This is a genomic window from Streptomyces sp. NPDC003720, assembly GCF_042875075.1.
GTDB lineage: Bacteria > Actinomycetota > Actinomycetes > Streptomycetales > Streptomycetaceae > Streptomyces.
On the sequence record NZ_JBIANZ010000001.1, the window covers coordinates 983,159 to 1,006,638 of the forward strand.

At 72.7% G+C, this 23,480-nt stretch carries 20 protein-coding genes; 10 read left to right on the top strand and 10 right to left on the bottom strand.

Annotated features, from left to right (window positions below; all coding sequences use genetic code 11):
- Positions 1-3: 3 nt before the first annotated feature.
- From ACFYU0_RS04805 to ACFYU0_RS04825, 5 genes are read right to left on the bottom strand one after another with little or no spacing between them, the layout of a single operon-like run.
- Positions 4-1,638, bottom strand: a complete 1,635-nt coding sequence (locus ACFYU0_RS04805; RefSeq protein WP_389297768.1) for an aldehyde dehydrogenase family protein — start codon at positions 1,636-1,638, stop codon at positions 4-6.
- A gap of 5 nt (positions 1,639-1,643) precedes the next feature.
- Positions 1,644-4,388, bottom strand: coding sequence for a beta-ketoacyl synthase N-terminal-like domain-containing protein (locus tag ACFYU0_RS04810; RefSeq protein WP_389297769.1), 2,745 nt, complete (start codon positions 4,386-4,388; stop codon positions 1,644-1,646).
- Positions 4,381-7,506: an amino acid adenylation domain-containing protein gene (locus tag ACFYU0_RS04815; RefSeq protein WP_389297770.1), complete on the bottom strand. Its 3,126-nt coding sequence runs from the start codon at positions 7,504-7,506 to the stop codon at positions 4,381-4,383. Before ACFYU0_RS04815 ends, ACFYU0_RS04810 begins: the two co-directional genes overlap by 8 nt.
- 45 nt (positions 7,507-7,551) lie before the next feature.
- A complete protein-coding gene (locus ACFYU0_RS04820) occupies positions 7,552-8,334 on the bottom strand; it encodes an SDR family NAD(P)-dependent oxidoreductase (RefSeq protein ID WP_389297772.1) in 783 nt (260 codons plus the stop codon).
- 29 nt (positions 8,335-8,363) lie between these two features.
- Positions 8,364-9,551, bottom strand: a complete 1,188-nt coding sequence (locus tag ACFYU0_RS04825) for a pyridoxal phosphate-dependent aminotransferase family protein (RefSeq protein WP_351663535.1) — start codon at positions 9,549-9,551, stop codon at positions 8,364-8,366.
- A gap of 628 nt (positions 9,552-10,179) precedes the next feature.
- Between ACFYU0_RS04825 and ACFYU0_RS04830 the strand changes: the two genes are divergently transcribed.
- Together ACFYU0_RS04830 and ACFYU0_RS04835 are read left to right on the top strand one after the other, a co-directional pair.
- Entirely contained in the window at positions 10,180-10,659 is a 480-nt protein-coding gene (locus ACFYU0_RS04830) for an SRPBCC family protein (RefSeq protein WP_351663536.1), read from the top strand.
- 92 nt (positions 10,660-10,751) lie between these two features.
- Positions 10,752-11,873 (top strand): fatty acid desaturase family protein, encoded by a 1,122-nt coding sequence (locus tag ACFYU0_RS04835; protein WP_389297774.1) that lies wholly within the window; start codon positions 10,752-10,754, stop codon positions 11,871-11,873.
- Here ACFYU0_RS04835 and ACFYU0_RS04840 read toward each other — a convergent pair.
- A complete protein-coding gene (locus tag ACFYU0_RS04840; protein WP_389297776.1) occupies positions 11,812-12,426 on the bottom strand; it encodes a TetR/AcrR family transcriptional regulator in 615 nt (204 codons plus the stop codon). The genes ACFYU0_RS04835 and ACFYU0_RS04840 overlap by 62 nt on opposite strands.
- Positions 12,427-12,595: 169 nt before the next feature.
- Between ACFYU0_RS04840 and ACFYU0_RS04845 the strand changes: the two genes are divergently transcribed.
- From ACFYU0_RS04845 to ACFYU0_RS04865, 5 genes are all read left to right on the top strand, one after another.
- Positions 12,596-13,348 carry a thioesterase II family protein gene (locus ACFYU0_RS04845; protein ID WP_389297778.1) on the top strand — a complete coding sequence of 251 codons (753 nt, stop codon included), beginning with the start codon at positions 12,596-12,598 and terminating at the stop codon, positions 13,346-13,348.
- 95 nt (positions 13,349-13,443) lie between these two features.
- Positions 13,444-14,811 (top strand): YhgE/Pip domain-containing protein, encoded by a 1,368-nt coding sequence (locus ACFYU0_RS04850; protein ID WP_389297779.1) that lies wholly within the window; start codon positions 13,444-13,446, stop codon positions 14,809-14,811.
- A 38-nt stretch (positions 14,812-14,849) separates the two neighbouring features.
- Positions 14,850-15,395, top strand: a complete 546-nt coding sequence (locus ACFYU0_RS04855) for an NAD(P)H-dependent oxidoreductase (RefSeq protein WP_351663541.1) — start codon at positions 14,850-14,852, stop codon at positions 15,393-15,395.
- Positions 15,392-16,186, top strand: a complete 795-nt coding sequence (locus ACFYU0_RS04860) for an alpha/beta fold hydrolase (protein ID WP_389297781.1) — start codon at positions 15,392-15,394, stop codon at positions 16,184-16,186. The genes ACFYU0_RS04855 and ACFYU0_RS04860 overlap by 4 nt, the downstream gene beginning before the upstream one ends.
- A 46-nt stretch (positions 16,187-16,232) precedes the next feature.
- Complete coding sequence (locus ACFYU0_RS04865) at positions 16,233-17,489, top strand: HEAT repeat domain-containing protein (RefSeq protein ID WP_389297783.1); 1,257 nt, start codon at positions 16,233-16,235, stop codon at positions 17,487-17,489.
- Between the two features lie 68 nt (positions 17,490-17,557).
- Here ACFYU0_RS04865 and ACFYU0_RS04870 read toward each other — a convergent pair whose 3' ends face one another.
- Both ACFYU0_RS04870 and ACFYU0_RS04875 read right to left on the bottom strand, forming a co-directional pair.
- Positions 17,558-17,989, bottom strand: coding sequence for an ASCH domain-containing protein (locus tag ACFYU0_RS04870; RefSeq protein ID WP_389297785.1), 432 nt, complete (start codon positions 17,987-17,989; stop codon positions 17,558-17,560).
- A gap of 83 nt (positions 17,990-18,072) precedes the next feature.
- The gene (locus ACFYU0_RS04875; protein ID WP_389297787.1) at positions 18,073-18,420 is read right to left on the bottom strand and encodes a VOC family protein; all 348 of its coding nucleotides are present in this window, start codon (positions 18,418-18,420) and stop codon (positions 18,073-18,075) included.
- 210 nt (positions 18,421-18,630) lie between these two features.
- Here ACFYU0_RS04875 and ACFYU0_RS04880 point away from each other — a divergent pair, with 210 nt between their 5' ends.
- Together ACFYU0_RS04880 and ppk2 are read left to right on the top strand one after the other, a co-directional pair.
- Positions 18,631-19,410: an oxidoreductase gene (locus tag ACFYU0_RS04880; protein WP_389297789.1), complete on the top strand. Its 780-nt coding sequence runs from the start codon at positions 18,631-18,633 to the stop codon at positions 19,408-19,410.
- A 194-nt stretch (positions 19,411-19,604) separates the two neighbouring features.
- Positions 19,605-20,582, top strand: a complete 978-nt coding sequence (gene ppk2 / locus ACFYU0_RS04885) for a polyphosphate kinase 2 (RefSeq protein WP_389297991.1) — start codon at positions 19,605-19,607, stop codon at positions 20,580-20,582.
- Positions 20,583-20,666: 84 nt separating this feature from the next.
- On the opposite strand, the gene ACFYU0_RS04890 is transcribed toward ppk2, so the two are convergent.
- Both ACFYU0_RS04890 and pnuC read right to left on the bottom strand, forming a co-directional pair.
- Positions 20,667-21,785, bottom strand: a complete 1,119-nt coding sequence (locus tag ACFYU0_RS04890) for an AAA family ATPase (protein ID WP_389297791.1) — start codon at positions 21,783-21,785, stop codon at positions 20,667-20,669.
- Entirely contained in the window at positions 21,782-22,447 is a 666-nt protein-coding gene (pnuC, locus tag ACFYU0_RS04895; protein WP_389297792.1) for a nicotinamide riboside transporter PnuC, read from the bottom strand. Before pnuC ends, ACFYU0_RS04890 begins: the two co-directional genes overlap by 4 nt.
- A gap of 255 nt (positions 22,448-22,702) precedes the next feature.
- Here pnuC and ACFYU0_RS04900 point away from each other — a divergent pair, with 255 nt between their 5' ends.
- Positions 22,703-23,476: an alpha/beta hydrolase gene (locus ACFYU0_RS04900; RefSeq protein WP_389297794.1), complete on the top strand. Its 774-nt coding sequence runs from the start codon at positions 22,703-22,705 to the stop codon at positions 23,474-23,476.
- Positions 23,477-23,480: the final 4 nt, after the last annotated feature.

Here is a 23,480-nt window from a genome sequence, read left to right on the forward strand (position 1 = left end):
GCATCAGACCTGAACCCCCTCGTTCTTCTCGACCGGACCGCCCGGGGCGGCGGGACCGCCGAAGACCGCCTCGGACGGCCGCACACCCCGGGCCACGCTGACGCCCTGAAGGTGGGACGTGCGCAGCAGCGGATAGTTGGCCTCGCCGCCGGGGCCGCCGGTCAGGCCGGTGCCCCCGTGGGTCGGCAGCACGGGCAGGAACCCGATGTGCGAGTCGTTCACCTTCACCAGGCCGCCGTTGCGCAGCCGGCTCAGGAACCGCTCCGCGGTCTCCTCGTCGCCCGTCCACAGCGAGTTCCGCAGCCCGTACTCGTTGCTGTTGACGAAGTCCGTCACCTGCGCCAGCAGTTCGCCGTCGGAGGCCTCCTCGGGCACCACCACCGGCAGCAGCGGGAAGAACGTCTCGTGCCGCACGGCGTCCAGGTCCCGGGCGCCCTTCAGGCCGTCCACGCGGATCACCGTGGGCTCCAGGAACAGCCCCCGCACCTCGTCGGGCCGTCCGTCGACGTCCAGCCGGCGGCCGCCGCAGACGATCTCGGCGCCCGCCGCCTCGGCCTGGCGCAGCACCTCGTGGAACCGGTCCGTGCGCAGTACGGGGGACAGCAGCGCCCCCGGCTCCTCGGGCGGCCCCGGACGGATCGCCGCGGCCCGTGCCGCCAGCTTGGCGAGCAGTTCGTCGGCGACCCGGGGGTGGACGACCGCGCAGTTGGGCACCATGCAGATCTGCCCGGAACCGTAGAACGCCTCGGACAGCGCCTCCGCGGCGAGGTCGAGGTCGGCGTCGTGCCAGACCACGCAGACGTCGTTGCCGGCCAGTTCCAGCACCGGCTTCTTGCCCGCGGCGACGCACTCCGCGCCGAAGGCGATGCCCTGCTCGCTGCCGCCGAAGTACATGATGTCGTCGACCAGCGGACTGGCCAGCCACTGCCGCAGGGTGGCGCCGGCCTCGCAGCACAGCACCGACAGCGCGGCCGCCGGCGCCCCCACCCGCTCCAGCGCGGGCGCCACCAGCTCGCGCAGCGCGTACATCACCCCGAGCGGTGCGCTCCGGGGCGCCCTGACGACCAGCGCGTTGCCGGCCGCCAGTGCCCAGATGCCGAGCAGCGCGTTGGCGACGGTCGCGTTCTGCGGGGGGTTGAGACAGACCACGCCGTCCGCGACCCGGCGCACCCGCAGCTCCCGGGCACCGTCGCGCACCCGGTGCTCCAGCTGGCCAGAGAGGAAGTCGCGGGTGGCCGGCCCGGTGGCCGCGAGCATGCCCGCGGCCTCCCAGCGGGCCAGCGACCGGGGATGCCCCTCGGCGATCATCAGCTCGACCAGCGCGTCGTGCTTCTCCGCCACGAGGGCGTGGAACTCCGCCACGACGCGCATGCGGGTCGCCGCCGGGACGGCCGCCCACTCGTCGACGGCTGCAGCGGCCCGCCGCAGGGCGACCGCCATGTCATCCTGGTCGGCCACCGCGCTGCGCCCGACCACCTCCACGCCCGCTTCCTCGGGGGCGATCCGGCCGCGCTCCAGGCTGCGCTTGAGGCGCACGGCGCCGAAGAAGTCACGCAGCATCGCCGAACTGCGCAGGGTGTAGACCCACTGCCGGGCGGGCTGTTCCACGCCCGCGATGTAGGACCCGTAGCTGAGCATGCGCGTCACCGGGCCCGCTGCGAGGACAGCGCCTCGTCGAACGCCGCGGCGAGGCTCGCGATGTGCTCGCCCTCGTCGAACATGGTGAAGTGGTGTCCGGGCACCTTGCGCACCCGCAGCCGGCCGGTGATGTGCGCCTGCCACAGGGACTTGTCGCGGACGGACAGGCGCAGCGCGTCGAGCAGCTCCACCGGCTCCTGCTCCTCCGCCTGCAGCAGCAGGATGTCGCCGTCGAACGGCCGGTCCGGATAGTAGGACTTGAGCCAGTCGTGGTTCGTGCGCCACACGTCGAGGAAGCCCTCCTCGCGCAGGACCGCGACGTCGATGCCGTCGACCAGGGCCGTCTGCCGCGCGAGCACCGCGAAGGCGTCCTCGAACTCCTGGGGGTCCAGCCGCCCGCCGACGTAGGTCTCGGGAACGTGCGAGTCCAGCATCAGCAGCGGTTCGACCCGCTCCCCGGCGGCCTGCAGCTGCAGGGCCATCTCCAGCGCCACGTTGCCGCCGAAGGAGTAGCCGCCGAGCCGGTACGGCCCCGACGGCTGCACCGAGCGCACCCGCTCCAGGTACCGCGCCGCCAGCTCGCGCAGGGTCTCCGGCCGGCCTTCCTCGGCGGACGGGAAGGACAGCGCCATGAGCGGCGCCGTCGAGCGCGAGTGCCGGGCGAGCGTGGAGTACACGAGGTTGGTGCCGCCCGCGGGGTGCACCAGGAAGACCGGGGTCCCCTCGCCCTCGCGGACGGTGATCACCCCGCTGCCGCGGGCGCCGGTCCGGGCGGCCCGGACGGCGTCGGCCATCTGCCGCGCGGTGCGGCCGAGGGCGTCCAGCTCCACGGTGACGCCGAACGCCGTGCGGAAGGTGCTGACCACCTCCACGGCCAGCAGGGAGTCGCCGCCCAGCTCGTGGAAGTCGTCGTCGGGCGCGAGCGAGTCGACGCCGAGGTGCTCGCGGAGGATGGGGAGGACCTCCTGCAGCACCTCGTCGCCGAGCCCCTCGCCGGCCCCCGCCCGGGGGAGTACGGGGGCCGGCGGCCGAACGCCGTGCGGCTGCCCGGTGGGCTGCCGCTCCGGCTCGGGCCGGGCGATGTCCGGCTCGAGCCAGTGGCGTTCCTCCCGCAGGGGGTGACCCGGCAGGGAGATCTTGCGGGCGGGCGCCAAGGGCCACGTGGTGGCCTCGGGCAGCTCGCCGTTGGGGGCGCCGTCGAACAGCGCGTCCAGGCCGGCGACCATCCCGTCGAGGTCCGCGGCCACGAAGGCGTGCCGCGTCGCGAACCGGGAACGACCGGTGAACAGGGTGTACGCCACGTCGGCCGGGTCGGTGCCGGGCGCACCGGCGAGGTGCTCGCGCAGCGCGCGGGCCAGGGCGCGCAGGGCGTCCTCGTCCTTCGCGGAGAGCACGACGGGGAACGGGCCGGCCGGGGCGCCGGCCGGGCGCGCTCCGGGCTGCGGGGCCCGCGCCAGGACGCAGTGCGCGTTGGTGCCGCCGATGCCGAACGAGCTGACCGCGGTGGCCCGCAGCGGCTCGTCGGTGAACTCCACGGCGGACCGTGGCACGTCGTACGGCGTCCGGTCGAGCTGGAGGAGCGGGTTCGGCCGGTCGAGGTTGATCTGCGGCGGGACGGTCTGGTGGTACAGGGCGAGAGCCGCCTTGATCAGCCCGGTCACTCCGGCGGCCGCGTCCAGGTGTCCGAGGTTCGCCTTGAGGCTGCCGATGAGGCAGCCGTCCGCGGCGCCGCCGGCGTCCCGGTGGGCGGCGGCGAGCGAGCTCAGCTCCAGCGGGTCGCCGACGGTGGTTCCGGTGCCGTGGGTCTCGACGTAGCCGATGTCGCCCGCCGGCACCCCGGAGGCCGTGAGGGCGCGGCGGATGACCTCCCGCTGTCCGGCGGTGCCGGGAGCGGTGAACCCGATCTTGTCGGCGCCGTCGTTGTTCACGGCGCTGCCCCGGACGACGGCGTACACGCGATCGCCGTCGCGCTCGGCGTCGGCCAGCCGCTTGAGGACGACGACGCCGGCGCCGTTGCCCTTCACCGTGCCGGAGGACTCCGCGTCGAAGACCCGGCAGTGCCCGTCGCGGGAGAGGATCCCGCCCTCCTGGTAGTCGTAGCCCGCGGTCTGGGGCACCGTGATGCTCACCCCGCCCGCCAGCGCCGCGTCCACCTCGCCGGAGGCCAGCGCCCGGCACGCCAGGTGCACCGCCGTCAGCGAACTGGAGCAGGCGGTCTGCACCGTGAGGGCGGGACCGTGCAGCCCGAGCTTGTAGGCGACGCGGGTGGCCAGGAAGTCCTTGTCGTTGCCGAGCAGGACGGGATACGTGAGGGCGCTCCCGGCGTGCTCCGCGGAGCGCAGCACGTGGTACAGCAGGTAGGTGCTCAGGCTGCTCGCCGCGTACACGCCGACGTTGTCCTGGGCGTCGGGGGCGAGCCCCGCGTCCTCCAGGGCCTGCCAGGCGCAGGTCAGGAACACGCGGTGCTGCGGGTCCATGATCCGCGCGTCGCGCGGGGTGACGCCGAAGAAGTCGGCGTCGAAGCGGTCGGCGTCCGCGAGGTCGGCGCCGTACGGCACGTAACCGGGCGCGTCCGCCACGTCGGCGGGAACGCCGGCCGAGGCGAGTTCCTCGGGGGAGAAGCGGTGCACGGCCTCCGCCCCGCGCACCAGCATCTCCCACAGTTCGGCGACGGAACCGGCGCCCGGGAACCGGCCGGCCATGCCGACCACGGCTATCGGTGTCGTCTGCGTCTCGGTCAGGTCAGACATGAGAGGCCCCCCGTATGGCATCTATGTGTGCGGCGAGTTTGCGCGGTGTGGTGTGGGTGAACAGTTCGATCATTTCGAGGCTGTCGACGGCCAGCCGCGACTGCAGCAGCCGGTGCATCTCGACCACGTGCATCGAGGAGCCGCCGACGTCGAAGAAGTTGTCGTCCGGGCCGAAGGCCGTCCCCGCCGGCAGCACCTGCCGCCAGACCTCCCCCACCGCCTCGGCGGTGGACCCGGTCTCCGGTCCGGCCGCGGCGGCCGGACGCTCCGCCGGATCCCCGTCCAGGTCGGGCCAGGGCAGTGCCTTCGTGTCGACCTTGCCGTTGACGGTCAGCGGCAGTCCGGCCGTCCGGACGAAGGCGGCCGGCACCATGTACGGCGGCAGCAGCGTCCGCAGCCGCTCGCGGACCGCGCCGTCGGCGGGCACCGCGGGCCCGGCGACGAAGGCGACCAGCGCCGGGTGCTCGGCGTCCCGCTCGTCGAGCCGCACCGCGCACTCGGCGACACCGGGGACCGACAGCAGGGCCGACTCGATCTCGCCCAGCTCGATCCGGAAACCGCGCAGTTGCACCTGCTGGTCGATGCGGCCCAGATGGACCAGGCCGCCGTCGGGCCGAACCAGGCCCAGGTCTCCCGAGCGGTAGACCACCGAGCCGTCCTGCTCCGGGAACCGTTCGGCGGTCAGCTCCGGACGCTCCAGGTAGCCCCGGGTGACACCGGCGCCGCCGACGATCATCTCGCCGGGCACGCCGGGCGGGCAGAGGTGCCCGTCGGCGTCCACGACCCGCACCGTGAGGTCGGGCAGCGGGCGCCCGATGGCCGACGCGGTCTCCTGATGGGCGTCGGCGGCCGTGACGGGACGGAAGGTGACGTGCACGGTCGTCTCGGTGATGCCGTACATGTTGACCAGCCGGGTCCTGTCGCCCATCGCCTCGAACCAGGGCCGCAGGGCCGCGTAGCGCAGTGCCTCGCCGCCGAACACGACGTAGCGCAGGGCGTGCGCGTCGCGGTGCTCCGGGCCGAGCACCTTCAGCAGCTGGCCGAACGCCGACGGCGTCTGGTTAAGCACGGTGACCTGCTCGCGGACGAGGAAGTCACGGAAGGCGTCCGGGGACTTGGCGGTGGTCTCCGGTACGACGGCGAGCCGGCCGCCGTACAGCAGGGCCCCGAAGATCTCCCAGACGGAGAAGTCGAACGCGTACGAGTGGAACAGGCTCCACACGTCCTGGGGACCGAAGCCGAACAGCTCCTCGGTGGAGCGCATCAGCCGCATCACGTTGCGGTGCGTGACCTGAACGCCCTTGGGGCGCCCCGTCGAGCCCGAGGTGAAGATGACGTAGGCGTCCGCGTCCGGGTCCTCCGGCACGGCGGGGGCCGGCCGCTCGCCCGGCGCCAGCAGATCGCCGGCGCGCACCCGGGCGCCGCCCGCGTCGGGCCAGCGTGCCTCGTCCTCCACCAGCGGCAGCCCGTCGGGGAAGCTGCGCAGGATCTGCCCGATCCGGGCGCCGGGTGACGACGGGTCCAGAGGCACGTACGTCCGCCCCGCCTTGAGGACGCCGAGGATCACGGTCACCAGGTCGACGCCGCGCCGCATCGCGATGCCCACGTGCCGTCCCGCGGCCCGCTCGGCGAGCCGCGCGGCGACCGTGTCGGACCGGCGGTCCAGTTCGGCGTAGGTCAGGCTGTCCTCGCCGGAGCTGACGGCCGTGCGGCCGGGGTGGCTCCGGGCGGTCTGCCGGAACCACGCCGCCAGAGACGGCTCCACCGGGTACGCGGGGCGGCCGGCCTGCGGGTTGACGAGGCGGTGGACGCGTCGCTCCGCCTCCGGCGCGAGCGCCGGGATGGAGCGGACGGTCCGGTGCGGGTCCGCGCCGACCGCGTCGATGACGGTGCGCATCACGGCGAGCGGATCCGTGGCCCACTGCTCGTGCGAGCACTCCACGTTCAGCGTGAACGTCGAGCCGAAGTCCTCGACGTTCACCGACAGCGGGTACTTCACGAGCCTGCGGGGCTGGTCCAGCTGCTCCACGGTGAAGCCGTCGAGCCGGATCTGCAGCGGCTGCTTGTAGTAGGTGAAGCTGGTGTCGGCGCTCAGCAGGCCGCCGGTGATTCTCGGGCACACCTCGCGCGCCGAGGCCGCGAGGTCGAAGTCCTGGTGCCGCAGCATGCCCGTGGTCAGGGACTGCACCTCACGGCACAGGTCCGCGAAGGTCTCGAAGGCGGTGAGGTCGACGGCGAGTGGCAGCGTGTTGACGAAGTAGCCGAACGCCCGGCGCTGCCGGACCCCGCGACGTCCCGCCAGGGGCAGCCCGGTGACCAGCCGCCTGCCGCCGGTGCAGCGGCTGAGGGTGACGAGATGGGCGGCGAGGAAGAACGAGAACGGCGTGCAGCCGAGTTCCCCGGCGAGCGCCCGGACACGGTCGCTGGCCGCGGCGTCCAGCCGGAGCCGGCGCTCCTCGCCCTCGAGCGCGCCGCCCGGGCTGCGCTGGCCGAGCAGCCGGTCGTCGGCGAAGGTCGTGAGATGGCCGAGCTGCGCGGCGAAGTGCGCCACCGCCTCCGGCCGCGGCGGTGCCGGTGCGACCAGGGCCGAGGGGTCGTCGTGGACCGACTCGGGCAGTTCGGCCGCCGGGTCGGCGTACAGCCGCTCCAGTTCCGCGACGAAGTTGTAGTACGAGTACCCGTCGAAGACGAGGTGCGAGAACAGGAGCGTGAGGTAGACGGCGTGGTCGTCCTCGTAGACGGCGAACGCGTACTGCTCGGGCGCGTCCGGCGGCAGCGGGGTGTCGGCTTCCCGTGCCAGCCGGGCGGCGACCTCCGCGCGGGAGTCGCCGGGCAGCCGGATCAGCGGGACGTCCTGCGGCACCGGGTAGCGCGGCGGCCGGTCCACCGCCAGCACGGTGTTGCCGCGCTGGTCGAACGAGGTGTTGATGGCGCGGATGGAGACGCTGAGCCGGGACAGCGCGGCCCGCAGCCGGTCGGTGTCCGGCTTCTCCGGTGCCCCCGTGATGCGGTAGGCGCCGCTGAGGTTGAACGCCGCGTCGTCGGTAAAGAGCTGTGCGTGGGTGTGGAGCTTCAGCTGGGCCGGGGTGGCCGGACGGGCCGGCACACTCTCAGTCATGCGGGGATTCCCCTTTTCGGGCTGTTCTTCGAGTTGACTCGGGGATCAGCTGTGGGCCGGTGCGCTGAGGTCCCAGGCGACCAGCCGGGAGACCGGGCGCGGCAGGTGCCGCAGACCCCAGCCGGCGACCTTGTAGCGCAGGCTCGGGACGCTGAGGACGCGCCCGGCCGCCAGGTCGCGCAGGCCTCTGCGGACGACCCGCTCGGCGTCGAGCCACAGCCAGGGCGGCGGGAAGGTGGTGGGGATGCCGGCGCGCTGGTGGAACTCGGTGCGGGTGTAACCGGGCAGCAGGGCCGTCATCCGGACGCCCGCGGACTTGACCTGGTGCGAGGCGCCCAGTGACTCGGTGAAGGCGATGATCCACGCCTTGCTCGCGGGGTAGGTGGAGCTGAGCCAGGCGGGGCCGAGGCCCGCGACGCTGGCCACGTTCAGCACGCTCCCCGAGCCGCGCGCGGTCATGACGGACAGCGCGGCGTCGGTCAGCCGCAGCACGGCGCGGACGTTGAGGTCGAGGAGGCGCTCCTCGGCGGCGGCGCCGGTGTCGAGGAAGGGCCGCTCGTGGCCGATGCCCGCGTTGTTGACGAGCAGGTCGACCGGCGGTCCGGTCCTGATGCGCGAGGTGACGGCGGCACAGCCGTCGTCGGTGGTCAGGTCGGCGGGAAGGACCTCCGTGTCGGTGCCGTAGGCGCGGTACAGGTCCTCGGCGCGCTCCTTCAGGTCGCTCTCGGAGCGGGCGACCAGGATCAGGTCGTAGCCCTGTTCGGCCAGGACCTTGGCGAAGGCGCGTCCGAGGCCCGCGGAGGCTCCGGTGACGAGTGCGGTGGGCATGGCGGTGGCTCCTGTCTGCGTGGACGCGCTCAGGCCGCGGCCGGCAGCGCGAGGACCCGGTCGCGTACGGCGGCGAAGCCCGCGACGGCGCGGTTCAGTTGCTCCTCGGTCTGCACCGCCGTGTAGCTCGTGCGCAGCCGCGGGGAGGCGGCCGGCGGCAGTACGGCGTTGACGTACACCCCCTCCTCCACGAGGAGGTCCCAGGCGCGCAGGGTGCTGAGGTCGTCGCCCGTGTCGACCGGGACGATCGGGGTGATGCCGGAGCCGACGCGGTAGCCGAGCGCGGTGAGTTCGCGGCGCATGTACGCGGCGTTCTCCGCGACCGTCGTGCACCGCCAGGGCTCCTCGCGCAGGATGCGCAGGGATTCCAGGGCGGCGGCCGTGTTGGCGGGGCTCGCGCTGGCCGAGAACATCAGGGGACGCGCGTGGTGGCGCAGGTAGTCGATGACGACGGCGTCACCGAGGATCGCGCCGCCGATGGAGCCGAACGCCTTGGAGAAGGTGAGGGTGATCAGGGGCACCTCGTCGGTGAGGCCGAAGTGCGAGGAGGTGCCGCGGCCCTTGTCGAGGACGCCCGCGCCGTGCGCGTCGTCGACCAGCAGGGTGGCGTCGAACCGGCGGCACACCTCGACCAGCGCGGGCAGCGGGCAGAGGTCGCCCTCCATGCTGTAGACGCCGTCCACGACGACGAGCGCTCCGCCGCGCCGCGGCAGACGGGCCAGTTTGTCGGCGAGGTCGTCGGCGTCGTTGTGCTCGAACCAGGCGACCTTGGCGCGGCTGAGCCGGGCGGCGTCGATGAGAGAGGCGTGCGCGTCCTTGTCGATGAGTATCAGGTCGCCGGGTCCGCAGAGGCCGCCTATCGCGCCGAGGTTGGCCTGGTAACCGGTGGTGAGGACCAGCGCGGCCTCCTTCCCGAAGAACTCGGCGAGTTCCGCCTCCAGACGGTCGTGCAGGTCGAGGTTGCCGTTGAGGAAGCGGGAGCCGGTGCAGCCGGCCCCGTAGCGGTGCGCGGCCTCGGCCGCGGCGTCGGCCACCCGGGGGTCCGTGCTCAGCCCCAGGTAGTCGTTGGAACCGCACATGACCACTTCGTGTCCGCCGGCCAGCCGGGCGGTGCCGGCGTCGCGTCCGTCGAAGTTCAGGAAGTAGGGGTACAGGCCCGCGTTCCGCGCGTCGCGTGCTCGTGTGTAGGACGCGCACTTTTCAAGCAGATGACTCACCTGACCGACCTTTCTGAAGACCGTGAGAAGACATGGAAAAGCTCGGACGCGGAATTCTCGTTTCCATCTCGCGAAGCACCATGTGAAAGATGTTCGACATGGTGGTGGGTTCCGGTTGGCGTGCCGCTGCCACACCGTTTGAATGGCGCGAGGTGGGTTTGTTGTGAGAATCCGCGTGCGTGTCGCGGAACGGCGTCATCGGCCGGCTCGGTCCCAACTGTTCCAGAGCAGCTGGAAGACCGAGGCGATGTCACAGATGGTGGTGCCCACCATGCTGGCGATCTTGCTCATTTACATCCCCCTGGCTAGACCGCAGGGGTCGACACGGCGGTCGGACTGGCCGACGCCGCTGTGTGGAACCCCCGTGAAGTGCTGGTCGTCGGGCTCCGAGGGAGGCGTCGACGCTGACGCGCTCCGCACTCAGAACGATCCGACTCGTTCCAGCATGTCCAGGCGAGCCCGGGGTGTCAAGTGACAAACGTGTGAACTGCATTCCTGCGGAAGGGTCGGAAATAGAGGATTGAACCATTCCGCTCGGACGCCCCCGACGGCGCTGGACACGGCCCGGCGGGCGCGGTTATGGTCGCGACCGTTTGTCGCCGTCGGGTGCTGTCCGGGAGTGTATTCTGTGAAACGGCTTTGGCAGATCGAGGAAAGCATTCTCGTGAACGCGGGACGAAAAGAGCTGTACACCGCGATTTCCCGGGTGAAGAACATGGGGCGGTGGAGCCCGGAGTGCTTCGCCGTCTGGTGCGGCACGGCCGCCGCGGGCAGGGGGACGCGCTTCGTCGGCTTCAACCGCAAGGGCCCGCTGGTCTGGTTCACCACGTGCCGGGTCGTCGTCGCCGACGAGCCCGCGGAGTTCGCCTTCCGGGTCACCACCTTCGGCCTGCCGGTCGCGCTGTGGGGGTACCGGCTGGAGCCGGCGGGGGAGTCCGCCACCCGGGTCACCGAGTACTGGCGGGACCTGCGCACCGGGCCGGGCTCCCGGGTCGCCGAACTCCTCGGCCGCGTGTTCACCGGAACGCCTCCCGCCGAGCGGGCGGAGGCCAACCGGTCCGGCATGCGCGCCACCCTGCGGCGCATCAAGGACGACGCCGAGCGCTGAGACCGGCTCCCGGAAGCGGGCTCGGCGCCGCGGGTTCCGCGGCCGCACCCTGACGAAACCCGCCGGCTTCCCGGCAGAGAGGCAGAGTTGACATGAGCGTTCCGGACACCGCTTCCCCGGGCTCCCCGACCGCCGCGTCGGCCGGGCCCCCGGGCCCGGGCGCACCCGTCGGCGGCACGGCACCCATCGGCGGCAACTCCTTCGCGCCGCTCCAGGAGCGGGTGCGGGCGGCCGGTCTGCTGCGCCCGTGCACCGGCTACTACGCGGCGAAGTTCGCGATGAACACGACGTTGTTCGGGGCCTCATGGGCGGTGTTCGCGCTGCTCGGCGACTCCTGGTGGCAACTGGCCACCGCCGCCCTGCTGGCCTTCGCCTACGGGCAGACCGGCCTGCTCGGCCACGACGTGGGTCACGGGCAGGTCATCCGCGGCCGCCGCGCGATGGAGACGCTCGGGCTGCTGCACGGCAACCTGGCCCTCGGCTTCAGCTACGGCTGGTGGATGAGCCACCACACCCGGCACCACAACCACCCCAACCACCTCGACCTGGACCCGGACATCCTGCGCCGGGTCGTCGCGTTCTCCCCGGCCCAGGCCCAGGGCGTCTCGCGGCTGCGGGCCTTCGTGATACGGCATCAGGCGGCGCTGTTCTTCCCGCTGCTGGGGCTGGAGGCGGTGGGGCTCAGAGTGGGCTCGGTGATCGCGATCCGGCGCGGGGTGCCGCGCCGCCCCCGCCTCGAGCTGGCTCTGCTCGCGGTGCACGCGGCCGGCTACCTCACCGCCGTGTTCGGCGTCCTCTCCCCGCTGACCGGCCTCGCCTTCATCGCCGTCCACCAGGGGCTGTTCGGCGCCTATCTCGGGTGCGTCTTCGCGCCGAACCACAAGGGCATGCCGGTACGGCAGGGGGAGGAGCCGGACTGGCTGAGCCGCCAGGTCCTCACCTCGCGCAACATCCGCAGCTCGCGTGTGCACGACTTCCTCTACGGCGGCCTCAACTACCAGATCGAGCACCATCTGTTCCCGGGCATGCCGCGCCCGCACCTGCGCCGCTGCCGGCTGCTGGTACGGGAGCACTGCGCCGCGGTCTCGCTGCCGTACTACGAGGTCGGCGCCCTGCGCTCCTACCGGGAAGTCCTCGCTCACCTCGCGGAGGTCACCCGCCGGGTTGCCGCGCGGGAACAGACGCCGCACCCGCGCCCGCCAGCAGCAGGCTGACCATCTGCTCGCCGAAGTCGGCGGCGACCGGCCGCCGGCGCACCAGCACGCGGATCCACAGCGCCCCGGCGAGCGCGTCCACCAGGAGCGCGGGGTCGAAGTCCGGCGGCAGCTCGCCGCGTTCCACCGCACGGGTGAAGAGGGGCTGGTGGCGGCCCAGCCGGTCGTCCAGGAAGGACATCACCAGCTCCCGCATCGCCGGATGCCGCACCGCGCCCACCAGGGCCGCCTCCACCACGGCGGCCTTGCGCTCGTCGCCGAGCAGGTCCTGGAGGCGGGCGGTGAGCCCTGCGAGGTCCCCGGCCAGGCTGCCGGTGTCGGGCAGGTCGAAGGCGAAGGTGCCCGAGTCCATCAGGGCGTCCCTGAGCAGTTCGGACTTCGAGGCCCACCAGCGGTAGATGGTCGTCTTGTTGACGCCGGAGCGCTGGGCGACCCCCTCGATCGTCAGCATGTCGTAACCCTGGTCCGCGAGCAGGTCCAGACAGGCCGCGAAGATGTCGTCGCGGCGCCGGGGGCCGCTCTGCGACCGGTCCTGCCGAGTGGTGGCCGTCATGACGTCCTCCGGATCTCCCGCCCGGACCCGTTCGGTCGGGGCGACGTAACGAAACGCAACGTTGTGTTGCATCGATGATAGTGACAGCTCTAGGATTGCAACGCACCGTTGCGTTGCGATCGAAGCCGGGGAACTGCCCGGTCCGTCCAGACCCGGGGGAGTCCTTCGCATGAGTCCGACCGCCCGACTCGTCTGCCTGCCGTACGCGGGCGGCTCCGCCGATGTCTACCGGCCCTGGGCGGGCGGGCTGCCGGAGGGGTGCGAGCTGATCGCACCGGAGCTGCCCGGGCACGGCCGCCGGCTGCCCGAGGAACCGCTGGACGACCTCGCCAAGGTCGTCAGCGAACTGCTGGCCCGGATCGGTGACCCGGCCGTCCCGCTCGTCCTGTTCGGGCACAGCATGGGCGGCCTGCTGGCGTACGAGCTGTGCCAGGCCCTGTGCGCACGAGGGACGCCACCGCACGCACTCGCCGTCTCGGCCGTCGGGCCGCCCGAACTCCAGGGCTACGCACGGCACCTGGCGAACGACCCGGACGCGCTGCTGGACCGGGTGGCCCGCCTCGGCGCGACCCCGCCCGAGGTGTTGGCCAGCCCGCAGATGCGCGCCCTCCTGCTGCGCCCGCTCCAGGCCGACTTCCGGCTCCTCGGTCAGGCCTCCGCCCGGCCCACCCGGAGCGTCACCGTGCCCTTCCACGCCTTCGCGGGCGACGGGGACCCGGTCCACCCGCCGGACGAGGTCGCCCGGTGGCAGCCCCACGCGCCCCGGTGGCAGGGCCTGCGGATCCTGCCCGGCGACCACTTCTTCCCCTGGCAGGACGACACGGTGCCGACCCTGCTCGCCCGGCTGGCCCGCTCGGCCGCCGCGTCCGGCCGCGCGACGGACCGCCGCCGGTCGCCGGGCGGCCCGGTCCGGACGGGGTGAGCCCCGGCATGCCGCACGTACCGCCCGAAGGCCACGGCGGACGCACGCGGACCCAAGACAACGCAAGCCGACACTGTTCGAGGAAGGTGGTTCCCGTGCGGGCTACAAGCGTGTGGAAACAGCGGCAATCCTGGATCGTGGTCGTACTCGGGGCCCTCCTCGCCGCCATCGCGACGATCAGCTACCTGGGGCCGGCCGGCGACCCCGAGGGGCATCTGCGCGCCCTCCCCCTGGTGCTCGTCGACGAGGACCAGGGCGCTCCGGGACCGCAGGGCACGGTGCGTCTCGGCGAGCAGATCACCCGGAACGCCGTGGCCGCCTCCCACCGGGACGGCCGCGTCCACTGGACGGTCGTCTCCGACCGCGCCGCGGCCCGGCGGATCATGACCGACCAGGACGCCTACGCCGCGCTCGTCGTCCCCGGCGACTTCAGCCGGCGCGCCCTGTCCCTGCTCGGCGCCGCGAAGGACACGCAGCGGCCGCAGCTGCAGATCATCGAGCGGCGGGGCGTCGGCGCGATGGCCACCTCGATGGCGGAGAAGGCGCTGCGCGCCACGGCGGAACAGGTGTCGCAGCGGATCGGCGCCCAGCTCGCCGATCAGGCGGACGCGTCCGCCGCGGGCGCGCGAAAAGCCGCCCCGGTGAAGGCCGTTGAAGGCGCCGCCACCCAGGGCAGGACCGCGGCACCGCCTGTCGCGGCCGGCCCCGGTTTCCTCGCCCTGCTCAGCGACCCGGTCCAGGTCACCGAGACCGTACAGCAGGCCGGAGGCCCCTCGGCCGGAGCCACGGCCGGGATCCTTCCGCTCTACTTCGCCGTCGCCCTGCTCATCTCCGGCCTGCTGCCCGCCAGCCTGCTCACGATGCTGGTGGACGCCCGGCTCGGCTACCTCCCGCTGGAGATCGGCCCCCGGCGGCGGCTCAGCCCCGTCATCCGGATCGCCCGCTCGTCCACCTTCCTCGCCAAGGCCCTGCTCGGCACGGTGATGGGCTTCGCCGCGGGCACCACCGTCGCCGCGACCGGCCTGTGGAGCACGGGCATCGACCCCGAGGCGGGCGGTGAACTGCTCCTCTTCTGCGGCGCGGCCTGCGCCGCGGTCTCCCTGGTCACCCTGGCCCTGTTCGCGGTGTTCGGCACGCCCGGCCAGATCCTGGCGCTGGTCCTGCTGACCCTCGCCGGCATCCCGCTGTCCGGTGGGCCCATCCCCGTCGAGGCGTTGCCCGGCGCGCTGAACACCCTCGGCGACCTCCTGCCGGCCCGGTACGTCGTCGAGGGCGTGCGCTCCCTCATGTTCTTCGGCGGCTCGAGCATGCCGGCACGGGACTGGACCGTGCTCGGCGGGTACGCGGCGGGCGCCCTGCTGCTCGGACTGGGCGTCACCCACTGGTACGACCGCAAGGGCTTCCACCGCGCCCACGAGCACGAGTTGGTGCCGGCCGAGGCCGCCGCACCGGCCCTTCCGTAGCACGTCCCTCCCGCAGCACGACAAGGAGACCATCGCCGATGGCCGTGATCCTGACGATCTCGGGAAGTCCCGCAGAGAGCTCCGCCACCGCGCGCCTGCTCTCCTCCCATGCCGTTCCCCGGCTCGTGACACAGGGCCACGACGTCGTCCACCTCGCGCTGCGCGATCTTCCCCCCGCGCCGCTGCTGGCCCAGGACGCGGACCACCCCCGCCTGCGGCAGGCGGCCGGGCTGCTCGCCGGCGCCGACGGCGTCGTCGTCGCGACCCCGGTGTACAAGGCGGCGTACTCAGGCCTGCTCAAAACGTTCCTGGACGCCATGCCACGGTCCGGCCTCGCGGGCAAGCACGTCCTGCAGCTCGTGGTGGGTCACGATCCCGCCCAGGGACACCCGACCCATCAGGCCCTGGAGACCGTGCTGCTATCCATGGGCGCGCGGGGCCGCCCCGACCGCTGCTTCCTGACCGGTTCCGCCGCGCGGGAGCCGTCCGGCCCCCGGCACACCGAGGCCATCCGGCGACTCGACCACGCACTGGACCGGTTCGGCGCCCACTGGCGGGTTCCGGCCGGACGGGGAGCGGCATGAAGTCCGGTCCCGAACGCCACGTCCAACCGGGTCTGTGGGTTCTCGGCGACGACACGAGGCCCCCGATCGTGCTGGTGCACGGCATCCGCCTCTCGGCCTCCATGTGGACCCCGCACGCCCGCCGCCTCGCTCCCGACTTCCGGGTCAGCGCCCCGGACCTTCCCGGACACGGCGCCCTCCAAAACCGTACGTTCACCCTCGCCTCGGCCGTGCGGGCCGTCGACGACGCGGTCCGGGAGGCGGCCGGCGCGACGGGCCGGCGGCCGCTGGTCGCCGGCCTTTCCCTCGGCGGCTACGTGGCGCTGGCCCACGCCGCGGCACACCCGCAGGACGTGGGCGCGCTCGTCCTGTGCAGCTGCACGGCGCGTCCACGCGGCTGGAAGGGGCTCGCCTACCGTACGGCCGCGCGCCTCAACGAACTCATGGGACCCGACCTCAGTGCCGCGCGGGACGCCCGGCTGTTCCGGCGTATCGCCCCCGCGGAGTGCGCGGAAGCTGCCCTGGCCGGCGGACTGGCCATCCGGGCCTTCGGCGAGGCCGTGCGGGAGCTGCGCCGCGCGGACTTCCTCCGCATCACCGCGCGTCTCGGTTCACCCACCCTGCTGGTGAACGGACGATCGGACTTCGTCTTCCGCCGCGAGGAAGCCGACTTCCTGGCCACGGCCCGCAGCGCGGGATCGCGGGCCGGGCTGCGGCACGTCGGCGGCGGCCACGTCTTCCCGATGCAGCACCCCGAAGCGTTCGCGACCCTGCTGCGCAGCGCACACGAGGAACTCACCGATCCGCACTGAGCCGTGCACCGGAGCCACGCCGGAGACCGACCCGTAGGCTGCGCCCATGCTGACAAGGGGAGGGGAGCCGTACGGGGCAGCCAGGCGACTGGCCGCCGGAACGGCTCCGGACCAGGCGCTCGACGTGACGGACCCGGACTCCTGGATCGGTCTCGACACCGGAGTCCGCGCACTGGCCTGGCAACGGCCGGAGCTGTTCCACTCGAACGCGTCGCCGTCCGGACGGCGGACGATCCGGGCCCGGCTTGCGTCGACGATCACCGTCACCAGGTCACAGAGGCCAGGTGACGCCGAACTCGCCCTCGCCCTCTGCCACCCCGACGGCCATGTCCGCGAGGCCGCGCTCGACCACGCCGTGAAGCGGCCCGCCCTGCTCCCCCTGGTCGTCATCCGCTGCGCGGACTGGGCGGGACCGGTACGCGAACGGGCTCGCGCCCTCCTCGCCGGAACACCCCCGCACCGGCTGGCCGCGCAATCCGCCCTGGTGCTGCGGATCGGCCGCCGCTCCCGGGGCGGCTTCGCCCAGGACCTGCTGACCGGGGCGCTGCGCACCGGGCCGGCCGCACAGACCGAGGCGCTGCTCGACAGCGGCGACCGGGCCACGGCCCGTCTGGCGCACCGCGTGGCCGTCGAGCGGCGGCTGCTCCCCGCGGCGCGGCTCGCCCGGACCGCCGCCCGCCACCGGGACGTCGTGGTGCAGGACCTGTGCGCCGAAGCGGCCGTGGCCGCCCTTCGCGAGGGCGGTGACGACGAGTTCACCGAGGTGGTGGTGCCGCTGCTCGGGTCCCGGTACTCGCGGGTCAGGTCGGCGGGGGTGACCGCGCTGCGCCGCACCGGGCGGCACCCCGACGCCGAGCCGTACCTCACCGACCGGTCCGCCGTGGTGCGGGCGTGTGCCCGGTGGGTACTGCGGCAGGGCGGCACGGACCCGGCACCGCTGTACCGCGCGCTGTGCGCCGACCCCGCTGACCGGCCCGCCGCCGCGGTGGGCCTCGGCGAGTGCGGCGTACGCGAGGACGCCGGCCTGGTCAGGACACTGCTTGCGCACCCGGACCCCATGGTGCGTGCCTGCGCGGTGGCGGGACTGCGGGCGCTGGACGCGGTGCGCCTCGACGACGTACGCCCGCTCCTCGACGACCCGTCAGCGGCCGTGGTCCGGCAGGCGACCGTGGCTCTGCTGCCGTGGGCCGACAGCGTGCCCCGAGAGCGGCTGCGCGCACTCCTGACCGAGGACCGCCCGCGCCACCAACGGGTGGCGGCGACCCGGCTGCTGCGAGCGGCCGGCGCACACGCCCAGCCCTGACACGCGTCTCCACACCGATCCACCGAAGCCGCCTCCGCGGGATGGTCGGTGTGAGCTCGCCGAGCGGGTCACCGACCGGGTGAGGCCTCTGACCCGACCACCCGGAAGCGTTCCGCGACGACGAGGGTGTCGTCATCGATGACCGGGGTGTGTCCCAGGTACTCGCTCACGCCGTCGCTGCGGAAGAACTCCTCGTGGGCCGCACGCCACTCGGCCACGTCGGCGTAACCGCGTCCCTCGGCTCGCGCGAAGTCCTCGTCGATCTCCTTCACGGGAACGACGCGCACGTCGACGAGCTCGATCGTGACGGCCGGGCGACCGTCGGAGTCCAGCACCGAGAAGCGCTGACCGGGTACCGGTACCGCCTCGCCGGCGTGCTCGTAGATCTCCAGGAGACCCGTGAGCGCGGTCTTCCGCCCGGCGAGGACCGCCTCCACGCCCCGGTCTCGTTCCGGTCCGGGGAAGGCGAGTTCAAGGGTCGGAAGGTCGTCGTGTCCCATCGAGGGAGCGTACATCCGCAGCCGGACCGACGACCGCATCGCCTTTCGCCGCAGGCACTCGTGCCGGTCGCGGGGTGCGGCCGTCAGCGGTGGGCCAGCACGTTGACCACCCGTCCGCTGGGGTCGCGGACGAAGAACCGCCGTACACCCCACTCCTCGTCCTGCAAGGGGTGGACGATCTCCGCCCCGCTCTCCCGCATGAGCCGGTAGGCCGCGTCCACGTCGTCGACCTCGACGCTCACGTCGGGGGTGACAGGAGCGGTCCTGTCGCTGGTCATGACGCTGATCTGCGCCGTCGGGCTGGACGGGGAGGCGAGCGTCATGATCCAGCCGTGGTTCATGACCTCCTCCAAGCCCAGCAGGCCGTAGAACTCACGGCTTTCCCGCACCGCCTCGGACCGGATGACGGGCATGACGCGACGAACGATCATCGGTGACTCCAAACGACGACGAACCAGTCTGCGGGTCCCCCCAGGAGTACTACTGCATGTCCGACGCCGCACGCACCTCGCCCACATCGCGCGGCCGATCAACATGCGCGGTGCACGACTGTCATCGGATTCTGAAGGAAGTGACGGCCCGGCGAGGCCGTCGTGGAGAAGAACAGGTCGCCATCGTCACCGAGAGACCCGGGAGTGCTGATGAACAGCCCGCTGCACGGCCGCACCGCCGTCGTGACCGGTGCCAGCAAAGGCATCGGCCTGGCGGTCGTCGAAGCCCTGGCGCAGGCCGGGGCCGCGGTGATCGCCGGATCCCGCACCTCGACACCCGAACTGGACGCCCTGGTGAAGGAGGGCTCGGTCACCTGGGTCCCCGTCGACCTCAGGGACGCCCAGGGCGCCGAGCGGCTCGTCCACGAGGCCGCGGGACGCGTCGACGTGCTCGTCAACAACGTCGGCGCCGCCCCCGCCCGGACCGGTGGCTTCCTGTCGGTGAGCGACGCCGACTGGCAGCAGGGGCTGGATCTGAACCTGCTCAGCGCCGTGCGGGTCACCCGGGCGGCGCTGCCCCTCATGCTGGAGGCCGGGCGGGGCTCCATCGTCACCGTAGCCTCCGTCAACGCCACGCTGCCCGACCCGATGGTGATCGACTACAGCGCCGGCAAGGCCGCTCTCGTCGCCTTCTCCAAGGCGCTGTCCAAGGAGGTCGGGCCCAAGGGAATCCGCGTCAACACCGTCAGTCCCGGACCCGTGCGAACCGACTTGTGGCTGGCCCAGGACGGTGTAGCGGCCACCGTCTCCGCGGCGGCCGGCGTCACCCCGGACGACGTGGTCGCGCAGGTGGCCGGCTCCGTCCCGACCGGCCGCTTCTCCACCCCCGCGGAAGTCGCCGAGCTGGTCCTGTTCCTCGCCGGCGACCAGGCGAGCAACATCACCGGCAGCGACATGATCATCGACGGAGGTTTCGTCCCCACCCGGTGACGGCGACAGCGCGGACGGCAGGCTCCCACGCCTCAGCCGACGTCAGGAGGGCGTTCATGACCGTGTAGGACCCCGGCGCCCGGCCGTGGCCTCGCAGTGGTGTGTCTGGGTCCGGCCAGCCGGGGCACGCGGAGGGGGTCACTCGGTCCGGGTGACACGGCGGAGAGGCGGGATGCGTGGCCGAGGCGGAGCAGATGCTCGAGGCGCAGGGGAGTCGGAGCACGGGGCGCGAGGACGACCTGCTGCGCGGGCTCGCGGTGGATGACCGGCAGCCGGAGCGGCCGGTCCTTCTGGACGGCGACGGCCGGCCGATCGAGACCTGGCGGGAGAACCACCCCTACGACCACCGGGTCCGGCGGCGCGAGTACGAGCGGACCAAGCGGATCCTGCAGATCGAGCTGCTCAAGCTGCAGCGCTGGGCGAAGGAGACGGGACAGCGCATCGTCGTGGTCTGCGAAGGGCGGGACGCGGCCGGCAAGGGCGGTGCCATCAAGCGGTTCACCGAGCGGCTGAACCCCCGCGGCGCCCGTGTCGTGGCACTGGACAAGCCCACCGAGCGTGAGGCGGGTCAGTGGTACTTCCAGCGGTACGTCACCCACCTGCCGGCCCGCGGCGAGATCGTCTTCTTCGACCGGTCCTGGTACAACCGGGCGGGAGTCGAGAGGGTCATGGACTTCTGCTCCGAGGAGGAGTACCAGCAGTTCCTCCAGCAGGCGCCGCTGTTCGAGCGGTTGCTGACCGACGACGACATCCTGCTGGTCAAGTTCTGGTTCTCCGTGTCGCGTGCCGAGCAGCGGACCCGGTTCGCGATCCGGCAGGTCGATCCGGTGCGCCGCTGGAAGCTGTCCCCGACCGATCTGGCCTCGCTCGACCGCTGGGACGACTACACCGCGGCCAAGGTCGACATGTTCCGGGCGACCGACACCGCGCACGCCCCCTGGACGGTCGTGAAGAACAACGACAAGCGGCGCGGCCGGCTGGAGGCGATGCGCAGTCTGCTGGACCGTTTCGACTATCCGGCCAAGGACCTGGCGGCGGTGGGCACGCCCGACCCGCTGATCGTCGGTGCGGCGGACACCCTGCTGGAACCGGGCGAGCAACCGACGGCCCTCTCCCCGACGCCGCTGGCGGGACCGGGCGGCGGACCAGGAAACCATCCGGAACCCAGGTGACGGCCGGGCAGCCGCACCTTTCTGCTCCGCGGAGCAGCTTGCCGTGCCGTCGTTGGCATCGTCCGACGCACCGTGCCGCCGCGCTCAGCCGAGCGGTGCGGCCAGGCGCCAGCCCTCCGCGAGCAGCCGGTCGACCGCCTCCAGGGCGAGTCGCAGCCGGGTCGTGCGGTCGCCGCCCACCTCCTGCCAGGGCACACCGCGACCGGACAGCACCTTGCGGAACCGCTCGGTCATCCAGGGCCGCAACTCCTCACCGTCGCGCAGGCCGTCGTCGTGGAACGGCACGTCCTCGTGGCCGGTGAGCAGGTACAGCGCCCTGGGCGGCATGGCGTCGGCGAGCCCGTGCACCGCCTCGGTGGTCCGGCCGACATAGCGCTCCTGCCAGACGGTGGTGGCCAGCGCGTCGGTGTCGCACACCAGCACGGGCCCGCCGTCACGGGCGGCGCGCTCCTCCTCGGCCGACTGGCGGGCCGCGACGGCCTCGAAGTCGGCGTCGCTCCACTCCAGGTCGAAAACAGTGGGCTCCGGCGAGCCGCGGCGCCCGGCCAGCGCGCGGGCCACCGCGAGCTTGGCGACGGTCAGCTCGCGCCCGTACTCGGGAACCCAGCGCGTGAGCGCATGCGGACCGCCACGCTGACGCAGTGCCTCCGCGAGGTCCCGCGAGAGCGTGGTGGTGCCGGTGGACTCGGCGCCCAGCACCACCACCCGCAGGGCGAACCAGGCCCGCACCGGCGGCTCCAGCGCGTCCCAGCGGCCCACCGGGTCGTCGCGCACCGCGGTGGCCGAGACCGCGAACGTCTCTCGTGCGACGTCCAGGCGAACGTTCGCCGCGCCGAACCGGCGCGCCAGCTCGGCGCCGTACGGCTCCGAGGTGAACACCGCGTCCACCGGGACGGCCGCATGGGCTCCCGCGGCCACCCCCTCACGCATCAGGGCGACGTGCCCCGTCCAGGCGCTGTCGCTGCCGTAGTCCACCGGGATGTTGTCGACGACGCCGGTGACGGCCACATGCGGGCTGTCCGCGTACGCCTCCCGCAGCCAGCCGACCCGGACGGCCGGCGGTATCGACTCCACGTCGGCTGCCATCACCACGACCGTGACGCGCCGGCAGTTCTCCGCCGCGGTGCGCACCAGGAAGTGGTGGCCGGCGTGCGGGGGATAGAACTTGCCGATGACCAGTCCGTGGTCGAAGGGGGCGCTCACGCGCGCACCAGGCCGGTCGCGGCGGCCGACCGGCCGGCGGCCAACTGCCGTTGCCAACCCCGCAGTCCGAGCAGGCACATCGTCAGGAAGAGCACGTACACGATGCCGGTCAGATAGAGCGCCTTGGCGAAGTACAGCGGGATGTAGACCACGTCCGCGGCGATCCAGAAGTACCAGTTCTCGTACGACTTGGTGTTGAGGAGCCATTGCGCGATCAGTGACAGCGTGGTGGTGAGGGCGTCCCAGAACGGTGCGATGTCGTGGGCGCGGGCCAGGACGACGGTCAGGCCCCAGGTCGCGGGTACGGCGAGCAGCAGCAGGACGGCGATGGTGCGCACGGAGGCGTGGCCCATGGAGCGGGGGGAACGGCGCTCGCCGCCGCGCAGCCAGGTCCACCAGCCGACGGCGGCCAGGAGCAGGTACACGACCTGCAGGAGGGCGTCGGCGTACAACTGGGCGCTCCAGAACAGGACGAGGAAGAACAGGTTGTTGGCGATGCCGACGGGGAAGTTGGCGATCCGCGCCCTGACGGTCAGCCAGACGCAGGCCGCACCCGTGGCGAAGCCGAGCAGCTCCGCCCAGGTCACCGCATCGCGGCCGAAACCGAACAGTACGGTGTTCAGGGGCGCGACGATCTCGCCCAGGACGTCGCTGACAGCCATGGAGTGCTCCTTGCCCAGTAAATGTCAGCATGACGATAAAGGGTGGAGCCGTCGCGTGCCAAGCCCCTTCCGGAACGCCGCGAAAACCCGTTGGCGGACCAGGGGGGCCGTTGCTAACCTCCCAGAGGCCGTACAGAGAACCAGGAGGTGAGACCCGTGAACGCAGTATCGACATGGGCGCTCCCCTCTGGGGTCGCGGTCGGGCGGTAGGTCGTCCGGGAGCGCCGTTCAAGCGCACTCCCGAAAGGCACGACCATGCACTTCACTTCCGAACAGCGCCTCGACGACGGCGTCCTCGAGCGCGATTTCACCCTCGGCGGCGAGATCCCGGGCATCCTGTGGACGCCCGTATCCGCATCCGCGTCCACACCGGCCCCGCTGATCCTGCTCGGCCACCCTCCGCTCGGGCTGCGCAGGATGTACCCCCGGCTGGTGGCGCGCGCCCGGCAGGCCGCGGCGGACGGCTTCGCCGCGGCCACCATCGAACTCCCCGGGAGCGGCGACCGGCCGCGTTGGGCCGCCGCCGAGCAGGCCCGGGCCGACATGCGCCGGGTCATGGAGGCCGGCGAGCCCGTCGGCGACGAGATCATCGACGCCCTCGTCCTCCCTCTCGTCGACAAGGTGGTCCCGGAATGGCAGGCCGCCCTGGACGCCCTTCTGTCGCTGCCGGAGATCGGCGGCCCGGTCGGGTACTCGGGGGGAGTCGTCTCCATCGGCGTCCGGCTCGCGGTGGTCGAGCCGCGCATCTCGGCCGCCGTTCTGTTCGCCGGGAGTTTCGTACCCCGCGTCATGTTCGAGGAGGCCCGCCAGGTCGCCATTCCGCTGCACGTCCTGCTGCAGTGGGACGACGAGGGGAACCACCGGCAGGCAGCCCTGGACCTGTTCGACGCCTTCGGCTCCAAGGAGAAGACGCTGAACGCCAACATGGGCGGGCACGCGGGCGTCCCGCAGTTCGCGGGCGACGCGGCGGCCCAGTTCTTCGCCCGGCATCTGCGCCGGCGGCTGACTCGTGACCAGATGACCGAGTGACGGA

Coding starts and splice junctions, on each gene's coding strand:
- ACFYU0_RS04900 (WP_389297794.1), top strand. CDS start 22,703: ATGCACTTCACTTCCGAACAGCGCCTCGACGACGGCGTCCTCGAGCGC.
- pnuC (WP_389297792.1), bottom strand. CDS start 22,447: ATGGCTGTCAGCGACGTCCTGGGCGAGATCGTCGCGCCCCTGAACACC.
- ACFYU0_RS04835 (WP_389297774.1), top strand. CDS start 10,752: ATGAGCGTTCCGGACACCGCTTCCCCGGGCTCCCCGACCGCCGCGTCG.
- ACFYU0_RS04860 (WP_389297781.1), top strand. CDS start 15,392: ATGAAGTCCGGTCCCGAACGCCACGTCCAACCGGGTCTGTGGGTTCTC.
- ppk2 (WP_389297991.1), top strand. CDS start 19,605: ATGCTCGAGGCGCAGGGGAGTCGGAGCACGGGGCGCGAGGACGACCTG.
- ACFYU0_RS04855 (WP_351663541.1), top strand. CDS start 14,850: ATGGCCGTGATCCTGACGATCTCGGGAAGTCCCGCAGAGAGCTCCGCC.
- ACFYU0_RS04815 (WP_389297770.1), bottom strand. CDS start 7,506: ATGACTGAGAGTGTGCCGGCCCGTCCGGCCACCCCGGCCCAGCTGAAG.
- ACFYU0_RS04820 (WP_389297772.1), bottom strand. CDS start 8,334: ATGCCCACCGCACTCGTCACCGGAGCCTCCGCGGGCCTCGGACGCGCC.
- ACFYU0_RS04870 (WP_389297785.1), bottom strand. CDS start 17,989: ATGGGACACGACGACCTTCCGACCCTTGAACTCGCCTTCCCCGGACCG.
- ACFYU0_RS04810 (WP_389297769.1), bottom strand. CDS start 4,388: ATGTCTGACCTGACCGAGACGCAGACGACACCGATAGCCGTGGTCGGC.
- ACFYU0_RS04875 (WP_389297787.1), bottom strand. CDS start 18,420: ATGATCGTTCGTCGCGTCATGCCCGTCATCCGGTCCGAGGCGGTGCGG.
- ACFYU0_RS04880 (WP_389297789.1), top strand. CDS start 18,631: ATGAACAGCCCGCTGCACGGCCGCACCGCCGTCGTGACCGGTGCCAGC.
- ACFYU0_RS04840 (WP_389297776.1), bottom strand. CDS start 12,426: ATGACGGCCACCACTCGGCAGGACCGGTCGCAGAGCGGCCCCCGGCGC.
- ACFYU0_RS04805 (WP_389297768.1), bottom strand. CDS start 1,638: ATGCTCAGCTACGGGTCCTACATCGCGGGCGTGGAACAGCCCGCCCGG.
- ACFYU0_RS04845 (WP_389297778.1), top strand. CDS start 12,596: ATGAGTCCGACCGCCCGACTCGTCTGCCTGCCGTACGCGGGCGGCTCC.
- ACFYU0_RS04865 (WP_389297783.1), top strand. CDS start 16,233: ATGCTGACAAGGGGAGGGGAGCCGTACGGGGCAGCCAGGCGACTGGCC.